The 22,603-nt window shown below is 59.3% G+C and carries 17 protein-coding genes; 13 read left to right on the top strand and 4 right to left on the bottom strand.

Going from position 1 to position 22,603, the window contains the following annotated elements; all coding sequences use genetic code 11:
• Nucleotides 1-124: 124 nt before the first annotated feature.
• A complete protein-coding gene (locus RHSP_RS03535; RefSeq protein WP_037149421.1) occupies nucleotides 125-1,852 on the top strand; it encodes an ankyrin repeat domain-containing protein in 1,728 nt (575 codons plus the stop codon).
• Between the two features lie 149 nt (nucleotides 1,853-2,001).
• Here the strand turns inward: RHSP_RS03535 and RHSP_RS03530 are convergent, their stop codons facing one another.
• Nucleotides 2,002-2,751: a hypothetical protein gene (locus tag RHSP_RS03530; protein ID WP_004109097.1), complete on the bottom strand. Its 750-nt coding sequence runs from the start codon at nucleotides 2,749-2,751 to the stop codon at nucleotides 2,002-2,004.
• A 145-nt stretch (nucleotides 2,752-2,896) separates the two neighbouring features.
• Nucleotides 2,897-5,212 carry an NADP-dependent malic enzyme gene (locus RHSP_RS03525; RefSeq protein WP_037149418.1) on the bottom strand — a complete coding sequence of 772 codons (2,316 nt, stop codon included), beginning with the start codon at nucleotides 5,210-5,212 and terminating at the stop codon, nucleotides 2,897-2,899.
• Between the two features lie 339 nt (nucleotides 5,213-5,551).
• On the opposite strand from RHSP_RS03525, the gene RHSP_RS03520 reads away from it, so the two are divergent.
• The 6 genes from RHSP_RS03520 (at nucleotide 5,552) to RHSP_RS03495 (ending at nucleotide 11,965) form a co-directional block, all read left to right on the top strand.
• The gene (locus RHSP_RS03520) at nucleotides 5,552-6,358 is read left to right on the top strand and encodes a UDP-2,3-diacylglucosamine diphosphatase (protein ID WP_004109095.1); all 807 of its coding nucleotides are present in this window, start codon (nucleotides 5,552-5,554) and stop codon (nucleotides 6,356-6,358) included.
• 167 nt (nucleotides 6,359-6,525) lie between these two features.
• On the top strand, nucleotides 6,526-7,743 hold the full coding sequence (locus RHSP_RS03515) for an MFS transporter (protein WP_004109092.1): 1,218 nt from the start codon (nucleotides 6,526-6,528) through the stop codon (nucleotides 7,741-7,743).
• 152 nt (nucleotides 7,744-7,895) lie between these two features.
• On the top strand, nucleotides 7,896-9,056 hold the full coding sequence (locus RHSP_RS03510; protein ID WP_004109086.1) for an ABC transporter permease: 1,161 nt from the start codon (nucleotides 7,896-7,898) through the stop codon (nucleotides 9,054-9,056).
• A gap of 12 nt (nucleotides 9,057-9,068) precedes the next feature.
• Nucleotides 9,069-9,932 carry an ABC transporter ATP-binding protein gene (locus RHSP_RS03505; protein WP_037149415.1) on the top strand — a complete coding sequence of 288 codons (864 nt, stop codon included), beginning with the start codon at nucleotides 9,069-9,071 and terminating at the stop codon, nucleotides 9,930-9,932.
• Nucleotides 9,933-9,941: 9 nt separating this feature from the next.
• Complete coding sequence (locus RHSP_RS03500) at nucleotides 9,942-11,312, top strand: MlaD family protein (RefSeq protein WP_037149413.1); 1,371 nt, start codon at nucleotides 9,942-9,944, stop codon at nucleotides 11,310-11,312.
• Nucleotides 11,313-11,350: 38 nt separating this feature from the next.
• Nucleotides 11,351-11,965: an ABC-type transport auxiliary lipoprotein family protein gene (locus RHSP_RS03495; RefSeq protein WP_004109073.1), complete on the top strand. Its 615-nt coding sequence runs from the start codon at nucleotides 11,351-11,353 to the stop codon at nucleotides 11,963-11,965.
• 6 nt (nucleotides 11,966-11,971) lie between these two features.
• On the opposite strand, the gene RHSP_RS03490 is transcribed toward RHSP_RS03495, so the two are convergent.
• A complete protein-coding gene (locus RHSP_RS03490) occupies nucleotides 11,972-12,370 on the bottom strand; it encodes an SRPBCC family protein (protein ID WP_004109071.1) in 399 nt (132 codons plus the stop codon).
• A 296-nt stretch (nucleotides 12,371-12,666) separates the two neighbouring features.
• On the opposite strand from RHSP_RS03490, the gene gndA reads away from it, so the two are divergent.
• Nucleotides 12,667-14,094 (top strand): NADP-dependent phosphogluconate dehydrogenase, encoded by a 1,428-nt coding sequence (gndA, locus tag RHSP_RS03485; RefSeq protein WP_037149410.1) that lies wholly within the window; start codon nucleotides 12,667-12,669, stop codon nucleotides 14,092-14,094.
• 61 nt (nucleotides 14,095-14,155) lie between these two features.
• Here the strand turns inward: gndA and RHSP_RS03480 are convergent, their stop codons facing one another.
• The gene (locus RHSP_RS03480) at nucleotides 14,156-15,187 is read right to left on the bottom strand and encodes a LacI family transcriptional regulator (RefSeq protein WP_037149407.1); all 1,032 of its coding nucleotides are present in this window, start codon (nucleotides 15,185-15,187) and stop codon (nucleotides 14,156-14,158) included.
• Nucleotides 15,188-15,644: 457 nt separating this feature from the next.
• Between RHSP_RS03480 and RHSP_RS03475 the strand changes: the two genes are divergently transcribed.
• The 5 genes from RHSP_RS03475 to RHSP_RS03455 all read left to right on the top strand — a co-directional run bounded on the left by RHSP_RS03475 (nucleotide 15,645) and on the right by RHSP_RS03455 (nucleotide 22,547).
• Nucleotides 15,645-16,880, top strand: a complete 1,236-nt coding sequence (locus RHSP_RS03475; protein WP_037149404.1) for an ABC transporter substrate-binding protein — start codon at nucleotides 15,645-15,647, stop codon at nucleotides 16,878-16,880.
• A 212-nt stretch (nucleotides 16,881-17,092) separates the two neighbouring features.
• Nucleotides 17,093-17,998: a carbohydrate ABC transporter permease gene (locus tag RHSP_RS03470; protein WP_004109052.1), complete on the top strand. Its 906-nt coding sequence runs from the start codon at nucleotides 17,093-17,095 to the stop codon at nucleotides 17,996-17,998.
• A complete protein-coding gene (locus tag RHSP_RS03465) occupies nucleotides 17,991-18,932 on the top strand; it encodes a carbohydrate ABC transporter permease (protein ID WP_037149402.1) in 942 nt (313 codons plus the stop codon). Before RHSP_RS03470 ends, RHSP_RS03465 begins: the two co-directional genes overlap by 8 nt.
• Nucleotides 18,933-18,935: 3 nt before the next feature.
• Entirely contained in the window at nucleotides 18,936-20,027 is a 1,092-nt protein-coding gene (locus RHSP_RS03460) for an ABC transporter ATP-binding protein (RefSeq protein WP_037149400.1), read from the top strand.
• A 57-nt stretch (nucleotides 20,028-20,084) separates the two neighbouring features.
• The gene (locus tag RHSP_RS03455; protein WP_004109046.1) at nucleotides 20,085-22,547 is read left to right on the top strand and encodes a beta-mannosidase; all 2,463 of its coding nucleotides are present in this window, start codon (nucleotides 20,085-20,087) and stop codon (nucleotides 22,545-22,547) included.
• The last annotated feature ends 56 nt before the right edge of the window (nucleotides 22,548-22,603 follow it).

Below are 22,603 nucleotides of genomic sequence, written 5' to 3'. Positions count from 1 at the left end.
GTTCTCAGGGCGCATCCGATCCGCGGGAAGGGCAAGGCCCACCTGAAGCATAGAATACGAGACTGCCACACCTCTTTTCAGTCTGTGGGCGCGGATACCGGACGTAAATGGAAGGAGGTCTATTGTGACCACGCGCTCCTTGGCGGCCAATGCCACGCTCGATTCCCTGAAAAAGCAGGCCAAGACTTTCCTCAAGGCTGTTCAATCCGGCGACGCTTCGGCGCAAAGCCGTGTAGTACCGTATTTCACTGATTTAGCTGGCGTCGGGCTTCAGGACATACAGCTTGTCCTTGCCCGCGAATTCGGCTTCTCCAGCTGGACGAAGCTCAAGGCGCATTTGGAGACAGACGATCGCCAGCATATTCCTCGCGACCAACTGGCCAATCAATTCCTCTCTCTCGCCGTGGTCTCCTATTTTTCCAGTATTCCAGCCGATCCGGCACGCTTTGATGGGGCATTGGCGCTGCTGGATGAGCATCCGGAAATTGCCGGGGAAAACATCCATGTCGCTGCAGCACTTGGGGACGCCGCCGGCGTAAGCCGCTGGCTCGACCGCCAGCCGCAGCTTCTCGACCGTAAGGGCGGGCCCTTCGACTGGTCGCCGCTGATGTATGCGGCCTATGCCCGCTTGCCCGGCCGTTCCAGCCTGCCGGCAACCAGAGAGCTCGTCAGGCGCGGCGCCGACGTGAATGCCTTCTTTCTCGATGCTGGGCAATATCGGTTTACTGTACTGACCGGCGTCTTCGGCGAAGGCGAGGCGGGAAAGGAGCGCCAGCCTCAGCATCCCGATTGCGAAGCCTTTGCGCGCCTGTTGCTTGAAGCCGGCGCCGAGGCCAATGACAGTCAGGCGCTCTATAACCGGATGTTTGAACCCGACGATACGTGTCTGCAGTTGCTGCTGGAATACGGCCTTTCGGCCGAAGACAGGAACAATTGGCTGGTGCGTGAAGACGGCAGGCTTGTCGCCAACTCGCAGACCGTCTTCGACTATCAGCTCGCCTGGGCGCTCGAACACCGTATATGCTCGCGCGTGCGTCTGCTGGTGGAGCATGGGGCTGACATCAGCAGACCTGTCAATGGCAGAACGCCTTATGAATGGGCGCGTCTTGGTGGCGATGGCGAATTGGCGGAATATTTGCTGCTCAACGGCGCCACGGCCGTTCGTCTCAAGCCGGAAGACGAATTCTACATCGCCGTGAGGAACAAGGACCTGTCGCTCGATGAGCTCCTGCGGATGAAGCCGCCTGGTGACATTCTTGCGGCGATGCAGCGCGGGCGCCCTGCAATGCTCCATGACGCCGCCGGTGAAAACGATCTGGAAGCCGTCCGCCGCATGCTGGCGCTCGGTCTTGACGTCAATGCGATGACCAGCCGTACGCCGCTGCATGAGGCCGCGCTTCACGGAAATATCGAAATAGCGCGTTTGCTGATCGAGCATGGAGCCGACACAACCGTTCGAGATCCCTATTTCTATTCGAGCCCGATAGGCTGGGCCGAATACAACGGCAAGTCGGATATGATCGAGTTTCTGAAAGCCTATCCGTCGGATATCTTTGCCGCCGCAGCCTTCGGACTGATCGATCAACTGACCAGCCTTCTCGATCGCTATCCCGAGCTGACAAATATGCGCTTTGGAGAGTTTCGTCCGCATGGGCAGCCCTCGGATCGCGATTGGATGACACCACTCGGTTTTGCCATTGCCAATCGGCGGATGGAGGTTGTGCGCTTCCTGCTGGCGCGCGGTGCGGAACGTTCGATCAGAGAGGTATCGGGAAGATCCTATCGCGATCTCGCGCAGGAGACCGGCAATGAAGCGATCATCTCGCTGTTAGGTCAATCTGGAATGGCCTGAGAATAGTGCGATTGAGAGGTCAGGCGGAATGCGCTCGGCCTCTCTGCGATGACCTAGGGCTTCACAGACTCCATGAACCGCTCGCTCTATCCTGTTGTATCTGCGTAATTCCGGATGAAGAACGCCTGCATAGTCCTGCAGGAATTATCTTATTGCGTCGGTTGCGGGCCGGCGTCTTTTGGATGCTTGAGGTCGATGCCATGGTCGGTCGCCAGGAATTGCGGTCCGACCTGGCGGACCTTGTTGGCGGAGGGATCGTAGGGGCGATCAGGCGGAAATTGTTGCGGCTCGGCCTTTGTCACCACCGGCGTCTTTGCCGCTGGCACCTGCTTCTGCTGCAAACTGGAATTCTTCTGGAACCTCGGCGTCTCGATGACCGTGATCGAACTTTCGGGCTGCGCCATGGATTGCTGCTGCGGCGCATAGGCATCAAGTTTCGTGCGGGTGTTGATGACGATATCCGGCGTGGCCGATGCCGGCGCGCTGCAGCCATTTCTCTGCATCGCATCCAGCAACTGCCGGCGATCGACACCGGCAGCATCGATCCGCCCGGTGCTCTGGTCGCGCTCGTCCATCAGTTGGTCAAGATCGTGCCGCATGCCTTCCAGCGACATTCTCATATCGTCGCAAATGCCGGAATTGTCGTCTCCACCGAACCCAAAGCCTTCGTCAGTGGCGCAGCCCTGGTTGCGCAGGTCGCTCATCACACGTCGGATCATCACATTCTGCTGGACGATGGCGCGCGAAAGCTGGCGCGTTTCCTCGCTTGCACCGACCACTTCGCTGGTATTCGCGTAGCGGCCGCGCAGCTCGTCGCACAGATTGGCCTGGGCGAAGCTCGGTGTTGCCGTCAGCAGCGACAGCAGGGCAATGGAAGTCAGATGTGTGCCGCGGTTCACGATACTGTTCTCGAAAGCGGTTGGATTTCGTCGAAGGCTACACGTTGGAGCTTAACAACGTATCCATTAAACGCATGGAATTCGAGGCGGTTTCGCCGAATTGTGGTCCGTGCCGCCCCGGTAGGGCGGCCACGGAAGTCTTCGCTCAAACCAGCTGCGATGCCTCGACCACGGCCAGAGCAGCCATGTTGACGACGCCGCGCGAAGTCACCGAAGGTGAAAGAATATGTGCGGGAAGGGCCGTTCCAAGCAGGATCGGGCCGACATGCAATCCATCGGTCATCGTCTTGACGACGCCAAGCGTGATGTTGGCCGCATCGAGATTGGGGAAGACGAGCAGGTTCGCTTCGCCCGTCAGCGTGCTGTCCGGCATGACGTGGCGGCGCAGGCTTTCGGAAATGGCGCTGTCGCCATGCATTTCGCCGTCGACTTCCAGTTCCGGTGCTGCGTCGCGAACGAGCGCCAGGGCGTTGCGCATCTTGGTGGCGCTTTCCGATTCCCGCGAACCGAAGTTGGAGTGCGAGACGAGCGCCGCACGCGGCTCGATGCCGAAACGCTTGATTTCCTGTGCCGCGAGGATCGTCGACTCGGCGATCTCCTCGGCGGTCGGATTAAACGTCACGTAGGTATCCGTATAGAAGGTTGCCCCACGCTGCGAGATGAGCAGGCTGAGCGCCGAAAAGTCACGAACGTCAGGCCGCTTGCCGATGATCTGGCGAACGATGCGCAGATGGCGCTCGTAGCGGCCTTCGAGGCCGCAGATCAGCGCATCGGCTTCGCCACGCTTCAAGGCAAGCGCCCCGATAACCGTTGCGTTGGTACGCACGATCGTGCGGGCAGCCTCGGGGATGACGCCGGCGCGGCCGACAAGCGAGAAATAGAGCTCGACATATTCGCGGAAGCGCGGATCGTCTTCCGGATTGATGACGGCGAAATCGGCATGCGGGCGGATCTTGAGACCATAGCGCTTCAGGCGGGTTTCGATGACCGACGGACGGCCGATCAGGATCGGCGTTGCCGTGCCTTCTTCAAGCAGAACCTGGGCTGCGCGCAGCACGCGCTCGTCTTCGCCTTCGGAGAAGACGACGCGCTTGCGCTCAGCGATTTTCGCAGCGGCAAAGATCGGCTTCATGATGAAGCCGGAACGGAAGACGAAGCGGTTCAGCTCGTCCATATAGGCGTCGAAATCCTTGATCGGACGCAACGCCACGCCGCTGTCGGCGGCTGCCTTCGCCACGGCCGGCGCAATGCGCAGGATAAGGCGCGGATCGAAGGGCGACGGGATCAGGTAGTTGGGTCCGAAGACGGGCGTTTCGCCTGAATAGGCGCGGGCGGCGACATCGGAAGGCTCTTCGCGGGCGAGCGAGGCGATGGCGCGCACGGCAGCCATCTTCATTTCCTCGTTGATCGTCTTCGCGCCGCAGTCGAGCGCGCCGCGGAAGATGTACGGGAAGCAGAGAACGTTGTTCACCTGGTTCGGGAAATCCGAGCGGCCGGTGCAGATCATCGCGTCGGGGCGGGCTGCTCGGGCGAGCTCGGGCATGATTTCCGGCGTCGGGTTGGCGAGCGCCATGATCAGCGGCTTTTCCGCCATCTGCTCAAGAAGTTCCGGCTTCAGCACGCCGGCGGCCGAAAGGCCTAGGAAGACGTCGGCGCCGGGAATGGATTCAGCAAGCACGCGCTTGTCGCTGTCCTGGGCGTAGACGGATTTCCATTCGTCCATCAGGACGTTGCGGTCCTTGTAGACCAGGCCTTCGATGTCGTGGACCCAGATGTTTTCGCGCCTGGCGCCGAGGGTAACGAGCAGGTTGAGACAGGCGAGCGCCGCAGCACCGGCGCCGGAGGCAACGATCTTGACGTCCTCGATCTTCTTGCCGGCGAGTTCCAGCCCGTTGAGGATGGCGGCGGCGACGATGATGGCGGTGCCGTGCTGGTCGTCGTGGAAAACCGGGATTTCCATCTTCTCGCGCAGGCGGCGCTCGACGTCGAAGCATTCCGGCGCCTTGATGTCTTCGAGATTGATGCCGCCGAAGGTCGGCTCGAGCGCGGAGATGGTGTTGACCATCTCATCGACGGTGGGGGCCGCGACTTCGATGTCGAACACGTCGATGCCGGCGAACTTCTTGAAGAGAACGGCCTTGCCTTCCATGACGGGCTTGGAGGCGAGCGGACCGATATTGCCGAGGCCGAGAACCGCCGAACCGTTGGAAATCACGGCGACGAGATTGGCGCGGGCTGTATAGTCGGCGGCGGTCTCGGGATTGTCGCGGATGGAGAGGCAGGGCGCGGCGACACCCGGAGAATAGGCAAGTGCCAGATCGCGCTGGTTGCCGAGCGGCTTCGTCGCCTGAATTTCGAGTTTGCCGGGGCGGGGATAGCGATGGAAATAGAGCGCCTGTTCGTCGAGGTTTCCGCTCGCCATGTTCTTGGCTGCCTTCGAAGTGTCGTCGTGCGTATCCATCCGCGTCTCCATTCCTGCCTGCACTTGCGTTTGAGTCCCTCAATACATCAATCGTCGGACCTTCACAGTATGCAATTGACGCGCCAAGCGCTTTTGCCGTGACAAAGTCTTGATTGCCGCCTCTGGGCGGTGATCGGGCCGTTCGAGATCATCCGTGACTTGCTTCCGTATTTCAGCTTCGCGGTTGATGGCTTGGAGCTCACCATCGCGGCCAGGCATCGCCGAATCGGCCTCATATGCCGTCTGGCACAGGATTTGTCATCTTCCTGAAACACGAGTCTGGTTTTGGAATAGTCAAGGCTAGGATAGGGCACGAACATTGAGTTCGTGAATGAAAACATGGACACCCGGCGATTCCGAACACTGTTCATTTCTGACGTGCACCTCGGTTCGAAGGCCGCCAAGGCGGATTTTCTGATCGATTTTCTCCGTCATCACGATGCCGACACCATCTACCTGGTCGGCGATATCGTCGACGGTTGGCGCCTCAAGCGGAACTGGTATTGGCCGCAGGACTGTAACGACGTCGTGCAGAAGCTGCTGCGCAAGGCGCGCAAGGGCACGCGCGTCGTCTATATCCCCGGCAATCATGACGAATTCCTGCGCGATTTCCCCGGCATGCACTTCGGCGGCATCGAGGTGGCGCAGCGCGCCATGCACGAAACGGCCGACGGCAAGAAATATCTGGTGCTGCACGGCGACGAATTCGACGTCGTCGTCCGCAATGCCCGCCTGCTCGCTTACCTTGGCGACTGGGCCTATGACATGGCGATCCTGATCAATGTCGGCCTCTCGGCAGTTCGCCGCCGCCTGAACATGCCTTATTGGTCTTTCTCGGCATGGGCGAAGCTGCAGGTGAAGCACGCGGTGAATTTCATTGGTGAATTCCAGCGTGTCGTTGCCGAGGAAGCGAGACGCAACGATGCCGACGGCGTGATCTGCGGCCACATCCATCATGCCGTCATCGAGGATCTCGATGGCATCCGCTACATCAATACCGGCGATTGGGTGGAGAGCTGCACGGCGATTGCCGAGCATGAGGACGGCACGTTCGAACTGATCACCTGGCAGACAATTCTCGAGACGCAGCCTGCCGGCGCGCCGGTCGAAGAATTGCCGCAGCCGCTGGGCGCTCAGGCCGCGTGATTTCGATGCGTCTTCACGCGCTCAGTAATGGCCTGTCATAATTATTGACTGCCAAGAAACGTCTGTAGTGCCGGACTTTATCGGAAACGTTTCAGTTCGACTATTTCTCGCCATAGTCGTGCTCACGATAGAGTGGTAGGGACAAATCAGTTCCCTTCAGGTCTGTCATGATTCCCGCGATAAAATCTTTCCAGGGTGAGGGTGCGCCTCCGTATTTCCGCTTGCGCACCGCATTGTCCTATTGTGCGCCGTTGTTCGTCAACGGCATCGCTCTGCCGTTCTTCCCCGTCTGGCTGGCGGGGCTGAATTTCAGCGATCACGAGATCGGTCTGGTGATTGCCGTGCCGATGGTCGTGCGCGTTCTCGTGACGCCCGTCGTCGCCGTGCTCGCCGACCATATGAAGGAGCGCGCCGATGTGCTGTTCTGGTCTGGCGGCCTGTCGCTGCTGACGGCGATCGCGCTTTACTGGACCAGCGAATTCTGGCCGGTGCTGCTCGTCTATGGCATCCAGGGTGCAACCTATGCGCCCTATTTGCCGCTGGTCGAATCCATCGCCATGTCGGGCGTGCGGCGCTGGGGCTTCGACTACGGCTCGATGCGGGTCTGGGGATCGATCACCTTCATCGTCTCGACGCTGCTCGGGGGGCAGATGATAGGAATGTGGGGCGGCACGATGGTACTTCCCGTCATGGTCGCGGGCTTTGTGCTGACCATGCTCATGGGCCTTGTCTCGCCGCGCATCGGACCGACGCGGCGACGCAACCAGCCGATCAATTTGCAGCCGCCAACGGGGAGCCTGCGCTCACCGCAGCTGCTCATCACCATGATCGGTGTCTCGATCCAGCAATCGAGCCACGCGATGCTCTTTACATTCGCATCGATCTATTGGCGCAAGCTCGGCTTTTCCGGCACCGAGATCGCAGTTCTCTGGAGCATCGGCGTCGCCGCCGAGGTGATGGTTTTCTTCCTGTCGAAAATGTTGAATCGCCGTTTCAGCGCGTGGACGCTGATCTTCTTCGGTTCGAGCGTCTGCGTCCTGCGCTGGGTCCTGTTTCCCTTCAATTTTGGCTTCCTGGGTTATTTCCTGCTGCAAGCTCTGCATGCCTGCACCTTTGCCTGTGTGCATACCGGCGTCCAACGCCGGATCGTCGCCTCGGTTCAGGAAACGCAGGAATCCTCGGCCCAGGGCGCCTACTATTTCTATAACGGCATGTTCCTCGGCCTGATGACGCTGGCGTCTGGCTATCTATATGCCTGGCTCGATCTCGACAGCTACTATGTCATGGCTGCGCTGGCGGCGTTCGGCCTGGCCATGGTGATTTTCGCGCGCGGCCTTCAGTCCAGGGGCTCGGCGATCGGTGAGGACGCGCGCGGCGTCTCATGACGCAGGTGCAACAAATTCATTTGGATATCAAAAAGCTGTGACATATGTTGGCCGTGGCGCGGCATGGCAATTTCCTGTGCAGTCGGTGTATTAAAGATCGGCGTCGATGGGGCTCCTGAGTCGGCGTTGATGATGCCAGATCTGAAAGACGCATGAGCTTGAAAGCAGCCGAACAAAAAAACGATGCACCCAGGATCGATGACGAGGGCGATGGCGGTGGTCATCGCTACCGGCTCGAGGGCAATTGGCGTAGCGCCAACGTCCATGGCGTGCTGCGGCAGATCGAGCAGCTCTCGAAACGGAGCGCCGGCGGCAACATCGTGATCGATCTTTCCGGTCTGTCGGATGTCGACACGGCTGGCGCATTGTTGATCCGCCGCCTGAAGGAAAGCCAGGAAGCACACAAGGCCATTGTCACGATCGAAGGCTCCAATCCCCACATTGACGAATTGCTGACAGCTTTCGATAAGGATACTCACGTTGAATCCGGGGAGCCGAAGCCGAAAAAGTCCCTGCCGGAGCGTTTTCTCGAACCGATCGGGATAAGCGTCTATGACATCTGGGGCAATCTGGTTGCCGCCATGTATATACTGGGTTCGGCCGTACGTGGCGCTCAGCTCAAGCTCGGGCGCGGCAGCGGTGTTTCACCGGCTTCGATCGTCAACCAGATCGATCACATGGCGGTGCGCGCCGTCCCGATCATCCTGCTCATGTCGTCGCTGATCGGCGCGATCATCGCGCAGCAGGGGGCGTTCCAGCTGCGCTATTTCGGCGCCGAAGTCTTCGTCGTCGATCTCGTCGGCATCCTGCAACTGCGCGAAATCGGCGTGCTGCTGACGGCGATCATGATCGCCGGCCGCTCGGGCAGCGCGATCACCGCCGAAATCGGCTCGATGAAGATGCGCGAGGAAGTGGACGCACTGAAGGTCATGGGTCTCAACCCCATCGGCGTGCTGATCTTCCCGCGGCTGGTGGCGCTGACCGTTGCTTTGCCGTTGCTGACGGTCATTGCCAACTTTGCCTCGCTTTTCGGCGCGGCGATGGTCGCCTGGGGCTATTCCGGCATCACCGTGGCGACCTTCATTTCGCGCCTGCATGAGGCGGTCAGCCTTTCCACGGTCATTTCCGGGATGATCAAGGCGCCGTTCATGGCACTGGTCATCGGCATCGTCGCGGCGGTCGAGGGGCTGAAGGTCGGCGGCAGCGCCGAATCACTGGGTCAACATGTGACCTCGTCGGTGGTGAAGTCGATCTTCGTCGTTATCCTGATGGACGGGCTGTTTGCCATGTTCTACGCAGCAATCGACTTCTGAGAGGGGCTGACCATGAGCGCGCTTCACTCGGAGACCCCGTTGGAAAAAGATGAGCAAGGCAGGGACATCGTGCTGTCGGCGCGGGATGTCACCGTTGCTTTCGGACCGAAAGTCGTCCTCGACAAGTTGAATCTCAATATCTATCGCGGCGAAATCTTAGGTTTCGTCGGCGCTTCCGGTGCGGGCAAGTCCGTGCTGTTGCGCACGGTGCTGCGGCTGCTGCCCCGTCGCTCGGGCAAGATCGAGATCCTTGGCGAGGACTACGACACGCTCTCGGAGCCGGAGCGCAACCAGCTCGACATGCGGCTCGGTGTTCTCTTCCAGCAGGGGGCGCTGTTTTCATCGCTGACGGTGAAGGAAAACATCCAGGTGCCGATGCGGGAGTATCTGGACCTGCCGCAGGAGATGATGGACGAGCTGGCGCTGATGAAGATCCGTATGGTGGGTCTGGCGGCCGATGCCGCCGACAAATACCCCTCGGAGCTTTCCGGCGGCATGATCAAGCGCGCAGCGCTTGCCAGGGCCCTGGCGCTCGATCCCGACCTTGTTTTCCTCGACGAGCCGACCTCGGGGCTCGATCCTATCGGCGCAGCGGAGTTCGACGAGTTGATCGCACGGCTGCGCGACACGCTCGGCCTGACCGTTTATATGGTGACTCACGACCTCGACAGCCTGTTTTCCGTCTGCGACCGTATTGCCGTTCTCGGACATAAGCGGGTATTGGTGGAAGGAACGGTTGAGGACATGCTCGCCTGCGATGACCCCTGGGTGCAATCCTACTTCAAGGGCAAGCGCGCACGTTCGGTCGTTCCGCGGGAAGACATCAGGGGCCGTAACGACGACAAAGGCGCAAGCGCCCACAGCCGCGAGAAGTGACTGGAGATTATGGAAACCAAAGCCAATTATACGATCGTCGGGTTCTTCACGCTGCTTGTCATCGCAGCCGCCTTCGGCTTCGTCTACTGGATGGCCGAATATGGCCGCGGCGGACCGATGGTCGAACTGGTCGTGCGCATCCCCGGTTCGGCAAACGGTTTGAGCGTCGGCTCGCCGGTCCGCTTCAACGGCATTCAGGTCGGCTCGGTGCAGAGCCTGTCGATCGACGCGGACGATCCGAACTATTCGCTGGCTTTCACGCAGGTGCGTGTCGATGCGCCAGTTTATACCTCGACCAAGGCTATCCTCGAGATCCAGGGTTTGACGGGTGCCGCCTATATCGAACTTTCCGGCGGACGCAACGGTGACGAGAACATTCTGAAACGCTCGGTCGATACCGGAAAGCGCGCAGTGCTGCTTGCAGATCAATCGAGCGTGACGAACCTTTTGGCGACGGCGGACAAGATCCTCAATCGTGCCAATGATACGATCGGCGACATTCAAGGATTCATCTCGGATTCGCGAGGACCATTAACCGATACGGTGCGCAATGCGCAGAAGTTCTCCAAGGCGCTCGCCGACAATTCCGACAATATCGACAGGTTCCTGGCGAGCGTCGGTCAGCTGTCCGATACTTTCAAGACGGTCTCGACCCGCGTCGACTCGACATTGGATGCGATCGAGAAGCTGGTGCGCGCCGTTGATGCCCAGAAGATCAACGATGTCGTCGCCAATGCCGACAGGATCACGGCCAATGTCGCCGATGCTACGACTGACCTGAAGGCGACCATTACCAGCTTCAAGCAGACGGCCGACACTTACACGACCTTCGGCCAGAAGGCGCAAAAGACCCTGGACCGCGTCGATGAGATCGTTGCGCAGATCGATCCCGCGAAGATCAAGGGATCGGTCGATGACATCGCCGACCTGACGAAGCAGGCTCGCACGGCGGTCGCATCGATACGGGACGTTGCCAATTCGGTTGCCGCGCATCAGCAGGACATCGACCAGACGATCGCCAATGCGCGTGACATTTCCACCAAGCTCAATGCGGCATCCGGCAAGGTCGACGGCATTCTCACCAAGGTCGATTCCCTGCTCGGCAGCGACAGCACACAGTCGCTGTTCGCCGAGGCCAAGGATACGCTCGAATCCTTCAAGAAGATGGCCGACAACCTCAATTCCCGCATCGGACCGATCGCCGACAATCTGCAGAAGTTTTCGAGCGGTGGCCTGCGCGATGCCCAGACGCTTATCAACGATATGCGCGGCACGGTTGACAATTTGAATACGACTATCACTAATTTCGACCGTAACCCGCAGCGATTGATCTTCGGTGGCGATACGGTGAAGACATATGACGGCCGTGCGCGGCATTGATGAATAGCGAGATCTGGTCTCGAGGGGATAAGCGAAATATGATCGGTTGCGTGTCGAGTGGGCGTCATCAGGTGTGGAAAACTGTGATCGCGTTGCCGTTGCTTGCAGCCTTGCTCGGAGGCTGTGGCACTTCCAGTAACAGCGACACTTACGATCTTTCCGCTTCGGCGAAGGCGAACGGACCTTCCGCCAAGAGCAAGCAGATCCTGATTCCGCCACCGACTGCGCTGCAGGCGCTCGACAGCAACCAGATTGTCATCCGCGTTTCGCCTTCGGAAATCCAGTATCTCGGCAAGTCGCAATGGAGCGACAAACTGAGCAAGATGGTGCAGTCCAAGCTGGCGGAAGCTTTCGAGAATACCGGCAGGCTCGGCGGCGTCGGCGTGCCGGGGCAGGGACTGGCGATCGACTATCAGATCGTCACCGATATTCGCGCCTTCGAGATCAATGCCTCCCGCGGCCAGAAGACGGCAATCGTCGAAATCTCGGAAAAGATCCTGAACGACCGCTCTGGCACGGTGAAGGCGCAGAACGTCTTCCGTAAGGTCGTGCCGGTCAGCGGCGGCAGCAATCCAGATTTCGTCCGGGCGCTCGATGCGGCGTTTGCCGGCGTAACTGGCGAGCTTGTCGACTGGACGCTGCGCTCGCTTTAAGAGCGCCTACCGCTCCATAAGTTCTTTCAGCGTCCTCAGATCCCGCAGGACATGCGCGGCATCGGCCGCGAATTGCTCTTCGGTCATGCCCGGAAGCCGGAGTACGGTGAACATGATCTCGCATCCGCTTCCGTTCGCTACAACACGCAAGGCATTGTAGACCCGCAGGCCGGATTCCAGCGTTACCCAATGGTCGATGACGCCGAAATCGTTGTGTGGCGCAAAGCGCACGCGGGCGCTGCCAAGCGTTCCTTCCGCGATCCAGTCTTCTCCGTCTTGCGTCAACCCCGACGCCAGGCCGGAGGCCCAAGAGGGCATGTTTTCCGGGCGGCTGGCGTAATCGTAAACCTCCCTCCAGTCGCGATCGATTGAGATATGGACGATCTTCGCGCTCATGGTCGACATGGTGGCCTGCTCCTCTATATCGTTCCGGATGGGGCTGCGATCGGCTAGGCAGACGCGAGTTCGGAAAAGGATGATTTACGAATCTCGCAACATTCTTGCACAGTCCTGCAAAGCGAACGTTTCACGGCTCGCGAAGGCTTGCCGTTTTTCGTCCGGAGTGCAACAACAACCCCGAACGCAGGATTGTCGCCGGTCTCGCCGAGCGCTGGTGGCATTGCGTCACATCGGATGTTGCTGCGTCCTTCGGGTCCTCGGGGTAGGGCCGGATGCAGGCAACGACTCACTGGAGGATTGTCGTGGAAAAGGCAGAAATCGGGCTGATCGGTCTCGCGGTGATGGGATCGAATCTGGCGCTCAACATCGCAGAAAAAGGCAACAAGATCGCAGTGTTCAACCGTACGCCGCAGGTGACGGATGAATTCTACGCCAATGCGGGCGCTCTCAAGGACAAGATCATTCCTTGCAAGACGATCGAGGAGTTCGTCGAGGCGATCCGTCCGCCGCGGCCCATCATTATCATGATCAAGGCCGGCGAGCCGGTCGACCAGCAGATGGCGGCGCTGCAGCCGTATCTGGACAAGGGCGACATCATGATCGACGCCGGCAACGCCAATTTCCGCGACACGATCGCCCGCTTCGACCGCTTGAAGGACACTGGCCTGACCTTCATCGGCATGGGCGTGTCAGGCGGCGAGGAAGGTGCCCGCCATGGACCGTCGATCATGGTCGGCGGCACGGAAGAGTCCTACAAGCGCGTCGAAAAGGTCCTGACCTCGATCGCGGCCAAGTACAACAACGAAGCCTGCTGCGCCTGGCTCGGCAATGACGGGGCAGGTCATTTCGTCAAGACCATCCATAACGGCATCGAATATGCCGACATGCAGATGATTGCCGAAATCTACGGCATCCTGCGCGACGGCCTCGGCAAGAGCGCTGCCGATATCAGCTCGATCTTCGGCAACTGGAACAAGGGCCGTCTCAACTCCTACCTAATCGAAATCACGGAAAAAGTTCTCGCAGCCAAGGACCCGGCAACCGGCAATGCCGTGCCGGACGTCATCCTCGACAAGGCCGGCCAAAAGGGCACTGGCAAGTGGTCTGCGATCGAAGCCCAGAACATGGGCATTCCGGCAACCGCGATCGAGGCGGCCGTTGCAGCGCGTAGCCTGTCGGCTCTCAAGAGCCAGCGCGAGGCAGCCGAGAAGATCTTCGGTACGCCGGACTACAAATTTCCCATCGCTTTCGGCCCCGACCTGCTGAAGGATCTCGAGCTTGCGCTGTTTGCCGCCAAGATCGGCGCCTATGCGCAGGGCTTTGCCGTGATGGCGGAGGCTTCGAAGGAGTTCAACTGGTCGCTGCCGATGCCCGTCATCGCCAAGATCTGGCGTGCCGGCTGCATCATCCGCTCGCAGTTCCTCGATGAGATCACCAGCGCCTTCACCAAGGCCCCGGATGCGGCGAACCTTATCGTCACGCCGGCCTTCGCCGAGATGGTCAAGGAATCGATCCCGTCGCTGCGCCGCATCGTTTCGGCTGCCACCGCTGCCGGTCTGCCGGTTCCCGCACTTGCTTCGGCGCTCACCTATTTCGATGCCTATCGTCAGGCGCGCGGCACCGCCAACCTGATCCAGGCCCAGCGCGACTTCTTCGGCGCGCACGGCTTCGACCGCGTCGACGGCAAGGATATCCACCACGGTCCATGGGGCAGCGGCGCTCAGGGCTGAGAAAACAGTCAAATGCGATAGTGAGAATGGCCCGCCGGAGAAATTCGGCGGGTTTTTGTTATCAGCTTTTTGGCCAGACGGGTGGGCTGATGCTTTGCAGCAGTTCCGGCTCCACGCCGTCGATACGGGCGATGACCGCCTTGGCGAGTTCCCGGCCGGCGTGGCGGAAATCTTCCGAAACCGTGATGATCTCGGGCCTGATCCAGCTCAAAACGTCGGTCGATTGCTTGGCGACCATGTCGATATCGCGGCCGAGGCGGAAGCCAGCCGCCTCGATGCCGGCATTGACGGCGATGGCGGCGCCGCTGCTGGAGCAGACGATACCGTCGGGCGCATGCGGAGAACGCATCAACGCTTCGACCGTGTCCTTGATATCGGCGAGCGCATTGTCTGTCGTTATCCTCAGGGGGACCTCTTCGGCGCCATATTGATGCAAGCCCGTCTGGAAGCCGATGCGCGTATGCGAATAATAGGTGAGCTTGCTGGAGGGTTGCAGCAGAGCTAGCCGCCGTCGACCTTTGGCAACCAGCGCGCGGACGGCCTCATGGGCAAAAGCCTCATTGTCGAAATCATGGAACGGATGGACAATGCCCATATCGGTCCGCCCATGCGTGGAGAAGGGCATACCCCGATCATGCATGAGCTCGACGCGCGGATCATCCGGCTCTGTCCGTGAAATAATGACGCCGTCGGCCGAGCCGGTGTCAAGAATATAGCGCACTGGCACCAGCGGGTCTTTGCTGTGCGAATGCGGCGTAATGACAAGGTGATATTGCGTGCCGGCAAGGACCTCGGAGATGCCGAAAACAATGTGGCTGGTGAAGCCCATGATTTCCTCGTCGATGCTCAGCACCAAGGCGATGACATTGGTCTTGCCGGTTCTCAGGCGCACGCCGGCGCGGTTCGGCTGGTAGCCCAATTGCCGGGCGACCATGCGCACGCGCTCCTTGGTCTCCGCGCCGATATCGGGGGCATCCTTCAATGCGCGCGACACGGTGGTAATGCCAAGCCCGGTCATGAAGGCGATCGTCTTCAGCGTCGGTCGCTCCGGTGCCGTCTGCGGGCTGTTTCCTGAAGTTTTGTTGTTGTCCATATTGTTCCAGCTCGCCTCCCGGCCGCCTCCCGCAGCCAATCCGCTTATATTGCTCATGCCCGCGCTGCAAGCACAGACGCCATGCGATCGCCACGCCGTCAGTGATAAAAACTGTAACGATACAGTTCGAATGTCGAGCCCTATTTTGCGAGGCATGCTTTGTCTGCGTGCTTATTGATTGTATCGCCGACCATCGCTGAGGAATTTCATGCTCGCCGGAAATGGATAGCGAAGTGGCGAGAAGTATTCTTTTTTGCTATATAAATCAAATAGAAGGTGGATTCTTTTGGCGGGTTTTGTTGGAGTGAACAACGTTCATGGCGGTCTTTTCACGGATGCAAATTCTTCTTTTGATTGTATAATTGCGCATCTTCAAAAAAATCGCGGACAGGCTGTTGCGTGCCGAAAGTGATTCGACTAGGTTTTTCCGGCAACGTTTCAGTGGGGAGGAGAACTCATGAATATTCGTTTGACGGCTGTCGCTTTGCTCGCATCTGTGGCGATTCCGGCTTTTTCAGCAAATGCGACCGATCTCGAGGTGACGCATTGGTGGACATCGGGCGGTGAAGCCGCCGCCGTGGCCGAGTTGGCAAAGGCGTTCAACGCGACCGGCAATCATTGGGTCGATGGTGCGATCGCCGGCTCGGGCGGTACTGCGCGTCCAATTATGATCAGCCGCATTACCGGTGGCGATCCGATGGGCGCCACCCAATTCAACCACGGCCGCCAGGCCGAGGAACTGGTGCAGTCGGGCCTCATGCGCGACCTGACCGATGTCGCTACGCAGGAGCACTGGAAGGACATTATTCGCCCATCCAGCCTGCTCGATTCCTGCACGATCAAAGGCAAGATCTATTGCGCGCCGGTCAATATCCATTCCTGGCAGTGGCTCTGGCTCTCGAACGCAGCCTTCAAGAAGGCCGGCGTCGAGGTTCCAAAGAACTGGGATGAGTTCGTCGCGGCTGCTCCCGCGCTGGAAAAGGCGGGGATCGTTCCGCTCGCCGTAGGCGGTCAGCCCTGGCAGGCAACCGGCGCCTTCGACGTGCTGATGGTTGCCATCGCCGGCAAGGACACCTTCCAAAAAGTATTCGGCGATAAGGACGCGAAAGCAGCGGCAGGGCCGGAAATCGCCAAAGTCTTCAAGGCGGCCGACGATGCCCGCAAGATGTCCAAGGGCTCTAACGTTCAGGATTGGAACCAGGCCACGAACATGGTCATTACCGGCAAGGCCGGTGGCCAGATCATGGGCGATTGGGCGCAGGGCGAATTTGCTCTCGCAGGTCAAAAGGCCGGCACGGACTATACCTGCCTTCCGGGTCTGGGTGTCAACGAAGTCATCTCGACGGGCGGTGATGCATTCTACTTCCCGCTGCTGAAGGATGAGGCCAAGTCTAAGGCTCAGGAAGCTCTCGCCAAGACGCTTCTCGATCCAAAGACGCAGGTTGCCTTCAATCTGAAGAAGGGCTCGCTGCCCGTGCGTGGCGACGTGGACCTCGCGTCGGCTAACGACTGCATGAAGAAGGGCCTGGAGATCCTGAAGAAGGGTAACGTGATCCAGGGCACGGATCAGCTTCTCTCTGCCGACACGCAGAAGCAGAAAGAAGACCTGTTCTCCGAGTTCTTCGCCAATCCTTCGATGACACCGGAAGCGGCTCAGAAGCGCTTTGTCGAGATCATCGCTGCTGCTGATTGATCTCTATCTTCTCGCTGTAGTGATACCGGCCCCGCGTTGCGGGTCGGTATCACGGTCGGAACACATCCTGTGACCGGCGGGCTACAGCGCGCTTGGGCGGCGAACTCGCAGGGATGTGACGTTCGGGCTTGGGTGGGGAGGGAGCGACAGGAACCGCGGGTCATAGCCCAGTTCCTAGTTATCGAAGCAGTCGCGCTTCAGAAGGAGCTACAATGACGGGTCACGCGAAAGCCGACCGGCCAAATCAATTTCTGCGCAATCTGAACTCTAAGATTGCATCCATTCCAATGATCCTGACGGCCGTCGTCATCTTCCTCGGCGGCACAATCTGGACGGTGGTTTATTCCTTCACCAATTCAAAGCTGCTGCCACGTCTCAGCTTCGTCGGACTGGACCAGTACTACCGTTTATGGGCAGCGCCGCGGTGGACCGTGTCCATCGAAAATCTTGCCGTTTATGGCATCCTTTCCATGATCTTCAGTCTTGTCATCGGCTTCGTGCTCGCTGCGTTGATGGATCAGAAGATCCGGTTCGAAAATACGTTCCGCACGATTTTCCTCTATCCTTTCGCTCTCTCTTTCATCGTCACCGGCCTCGTCTGGCAGTGGCTGCTCAATCCCGAATTCGGTATCCAGTCGGTGGTGCGTTCACTTGGTTGGACGACCTTCACTTTCGATCCGCTCTATACGCCGAGCATCGTCATTTATGGCGTGCTGATCGCCGCACTCTGGCAGGGAACAGGCCTCGTGATGTGCCTGATGCTCGCCGGCCTGCGCGGCATCGATGAAGATATCTGGAAAGCGGCGCGCGTGGACGGCATACCCATGTGGAAGACCTATTTGTTCGTTGTCATTCCGATGATGCGCCCGGTTTTCATCACAACTCTGGTCATCATCGCCAGCGGTATCGTCAAGGTCTACGATCTCGTAGTCGCACAAACGAGCGGCGGACCTGGCATCGCTTCGGAAGTCCCGGCGAAATACGTCTACGACTACATGTTCCAGGCGCAGAACCTCGGTCAGGGATTTGCAGCCTCCACCATGATGCTGTTGACCGTCGCCATCGTCATCATCCCCTGGGCGTATCTGGAATTCGGCGGAGGGCGCAAACGTGTCTGATACTGTCACTCTCAAGAATGCGAACGGCGGTGCGGCCTTGACTGACAAGACGCTCTCGGGACCGCGTGGTCGCAAGCCGCGTCCGGTGGTTTCCGGCCGCAACATCATGCTCTACGGCACACTCTTCGTTGCGGCCATCTACTATCTGTTGCCGCTGTATGTGATGATCGTCACCTCGCTGAAAGGAATGCCGGAAATCCGGCTCGGCAACATCTTCTCGCCGCCGCTCGAGATCACATTCGAACCATGGGTGAAAGCCTGGGCAACGGCTTGCACCGGTCTCAATTGCGACGGTCTATCCCGCGGTTTCTGGAATTCCGTACGCATCACCGTGCCGTCCACGATCTTCTCGATCGCGATTGCTTCGGTCAATGGTTACGCGCTCGCCAACTGGCGGTTCAAGGGCGCGGATTTCTTCTTCTCGATCCTGATCGTCGGCGCGTTCATCCCCTATCAGGTGATGATCTATCCGATCGTCATCGTACTGCGCGAAATCGGTATCTACGGCACGCTCAGCGGACTTATCCTGGTGCACAGCATCTTCGGTATGCCGATCCTGACCTTGCTGTTCCGCAATTATTTCGCGTCGCTGCCTGTGGAGCTTTTCAAGGCTGCGCGCATCGACGGTGCGGGTTTCTGGCAGATTTTCCTGCGCATCATGCTGCCCATGTCGCTGCCGATCTTCGTCGTCGCCATGATCCTGCAGATCACGGGCATCTGGAACGACTTCCTGTTCGGCGTCGTCTTCACCAGGCCGGAATATTATCCGATGACCGTCCAGCTCAATAACATCGTCAATTCTGTCCAGGGTGTGAAGGAATACAACGTCAACATGGCGGCAACGATCCTTACGGGTCTTGTTCCGCTGGTCGTCTATTTCGTGTCCGGACGGCTTTTCGTCCGGGGCATCGCAGCCGGCGCAGTGAAGGGGTGATCCATGAACAGCAGCGTTTCCATCAAAGACCTTTCGCTGAATTTCGGTGCAGTCAATGTTCTGAAAAACCTCAATCTCGAGATCGATGACGGCGAGTTCCTGGTGCTCCTGGGATCGTCGGGTTGCGGCAAGTCGACCTTGCTCAACTGCATTGCCGGTCTGCTCGACATCAGCGAAGGACAGATCTTCATCAAGGGCAAGAATGTCACCTGGGAAGAGCCCAAGGATCGCGGCATCGGCATGGTGTTTCAGTCCTACGCACTCTATCCGCAGATGTCGGTGGAGAAGAACCTCTCCTTCGGCCTGCGCGTCGCCAAGGTGCCGCAGGACGAGATCAACAAGCGCATCGCGCGGGCCGCCGAAATCCTGCAGATCGAGCCGCTCTTGAAACGCAAGCCGGCGGAACTTTCGGGCGGCCAGCGCCAGCGCGTCGCGATCGGCCGGGCCCTGGTGCGCGATGTCGATGTCTTCCTCTTCGACGAGCCACTGTCGAACCTCGATGCCAAGCTGCGTTCGGAGCTGCGCGTGGAAATCAAGCGGCTGCATCAGTCGCTGCAGAACACGATGATCTACGTCACTCACGACCAGATCGAGGCGCTGACGCTCGCCGACCGCATCGCCATCATGAAGAACGGCGTCATCATGCAGCTTGACGATCCGACGACGATCTACAACGCGCCGCGCAATCTCTTCGTCGCTGGCTTCATCGGATCGCCTTCGATGAACTTCCTGCGCGGTGAGTTGGTCAATCGCGAAGGCAAGGTCGTATTTGCCACCAACGACGTGCTGTTCTCGCTCGATGGCTACAAGGCAGGCGAGCCCCTGCAGGCCGGCCGCAAGGCGGTACTCGGCGTCCGGCCCGAGCATATCAAGGTCAATGAAGAGGCGGCCTCCGGCGCCGAAATCCACAATGCCACCGTCGATATCGAGGAGCCGATGGGCGCCGATAATCTGCTGTGGCTGAAGCATGCCGGCCATACCATGTCGGTGCGCGTCAACGGTGCCCGGAGGTTTGGCCCCGGTTCGGCTGTGAAGCTCGGCTTCGACATGTCTCTCGCATCGCTCTTTGATGCGCAGACAGAACTCAGAATATGATCCCATGCACGGAGGCGGTTCTGCCGCCTCCATCTTACAGCGGCCCCGGGAGGTCCGATGTCATCTTCGCTCAATGATAACTTCACCGTCGATCTGGCCGGGTCGTGGAGGCTGACCTCTCCCGACAGCAATCATTCGCTATCCATGTCTCTGCCCGGTGATGTCCATTCCGCACTGCATGCGGATGGGCTTATTCCCGATCCCTATTTTGCGCGCAACGAAGAGGTTGTGCAGTGGGTCGCCAAACAGGATTGGGAGCTGACGCGCAGCTTTGTGCTCGATGACGTCGGCGGCGACTGGTATCTCGATATAGACTATCTCGACACGGTTGCCAGCGTCTATGTCAACGATGCGCTCGTGCTGGAGGCCAACAACTGCTTCCAGCGCTATCGCCCCGATGTCTCGAAGGCGCTGAAGACAGGCGAGAATAGCATTCGCATCGTCCTGCATTCGAGCATCGCCGCCGGGGCGGCGCTGCAGGCGAAGCAGCCTTTCTATATTCCCTACAGCACCGGCAACTCACCGATCCCGAACGGCAACATGCTGCGCAAGCCGCAATGCCATTTCGGCTGGGACTGGAACATTGCGATCGCGCCGCTCGGCCTTTACGGCACCATTGCGCTGAAGAAGCTCGAGATCGCCCGCATTGAAAATGTCGTCACACAACAGATTCACAACGATGATGGTTCGGTTGACCTCAAGGTAACGGTGGAACTGTTCGCCAAGGGAACGGGGATCGCGCAGCTCTATTTCTCGCTCGACGACGAGCAGGTGCGCCTCGATGTCGGCGTCAATGCCGGCGAAACGTCGATCACCCACTTCTTCCATATCGACAAGCCCAGGCTTTGGTGGCCAGCCGGCAATGGCGAGCAGGTGCTTTATGCTTTGTCCGTGGAGACCAATTTCGAAACCGTCACCCGGCACATCGGTCTGCGCACGGTCGAGCTGATCACCGCCGAGGATGAGGCGGGTAGCCGTTTTGCTTTGAAGGTCAACGGCCGCGAGATCTTTGCCCGCGGGGCGAACTGGATTCCGGCCGATGCGCTGTTTTCCCGCTCAAACCCGGCCGCGACCGAGGATCTGCTGCAATCGGCCGTCGACGCCAATATGAATGCGATCCGCGTCTGGGGCGGCGGCTTCTACGAGCATGACTGGTTCTATGATACCTGCGACCGCCTAGGCCTCATGGTGTGGCAGGACTTCATGTTCGCCTGCAATCTCTATCCCTCGACGGGCGATTTCCTTGAGAATGTCGAGGAGGAGGTGGATTATCAGGTTCGCAGGCTGGCGACGCATCCCTCCATCGTTCTCTGGTGCGGTGACAATGAGCTTGTGGGCGCGCTTACCTGGTTCGAGGAGTCCCGCAAAGATCGGGATCGCTATCTTGTCTCCTATGATCGTTTGAACAGGACGATCGAGACGGCGATGAAGAAGGCGCTGCCGGATGCGATCTGGTGGCCGTCGAGCCCGGCTTCGGGCTATCTCAACTTCGGTGACGCCTGGCATGCCGACGGCTCCGGCGACATGCATTACTGGTCGGTCTGGCACGAGAACAAGTCCTTCGACAATTATCGTTCCGTGCGTCCGCGCTTCTGCTCGGAATTCGGCTTTCAGTCCTATACGTCGCTGCCGGTCATCAAGACCTATGCCGAGGCGAAGGATATGAACATCGCCTCTCCGGTGATGGAGCTGCATCAGAAGAATGCCGGCGGCAACGAGCGCATCGCCGGCACGATGTTCCGTTATTTCCGCTTCCCGAAGGATTTCCCGAACTTCGTCTATTTGAGCCAGGTCCAGCAGGGCCTCGCGATCAAGACGGCGGTGGAATATTGGCGCTCGCTGAAGCCGCATTGCATGGGCACCATCTACTGGCAGCTCAATGACACCTGGCCGGTGGCCTCGTGGTCGAGCCTCGATTACGGCGGCCGGTGGAAGGTGATGCATTATCTGGTGCGGCGCTTCTTCCAGCCGGTTTCGGTCGCGGCAATTCCCTCGGAAGACAGCAAGACGATCCGCTTCTCTCTGGTCAACGACACCAATGCCGATGTCACAGCCGATATTTCCGTCTCGCTGCTGAAGCTCAACGGCGAGCGGGTGCCGCTCAGCACGGCCCACACCGTCTGCACGCCGGACGCAGCTGTCACTGCATTGTCGATCGATGCGGATCAGGTTCCGGCCGGTTGCCTGCTGGCGTGGCGTTTCACCGCATCGAATGGAATGGGCGGCGATGGGCATTACGTCCACGGCACCTACAAGGCCCTCGAGCTTCAACCCGCCGGCCTGACGGTGCTGAACGAGGAGAAGGAAGAGAACGGGACGGTGGAACTCACTGTCACCGCAAAGGGACTTGCGCTGTTCGTGATGATCGAGACCGAGGTGGAAGGGCGTTATTCCGACAACGCCTTCGATCTTGCGGCCGGCGAGAGCCGCCGCATCGTCTTTACACCGGCCAAACCGCTGGCAGGCGGTGTGCCTGAATTCCGTATCTACGATCTGCAATCCAGCCAATCGGTGGATTGAACTATCGCGCCGCAGTGGCGGCGCTTTCGGGGCCACAAGCCCAAGACAGACGGCCG

The organism is Rhizobium freirei PRF 81, from assembly GCF_000359745.1.
GTDB classification, from domain to species: Bacteria; Pseudomonadota; Alphaproteobacteria; order Rhizobiales; family Rhizobiaceae; genus Rhizobium; species Rhizobium freirei.
This window is presented reverse-complemented; position numbering and strand designations above follow the sequence as displayed.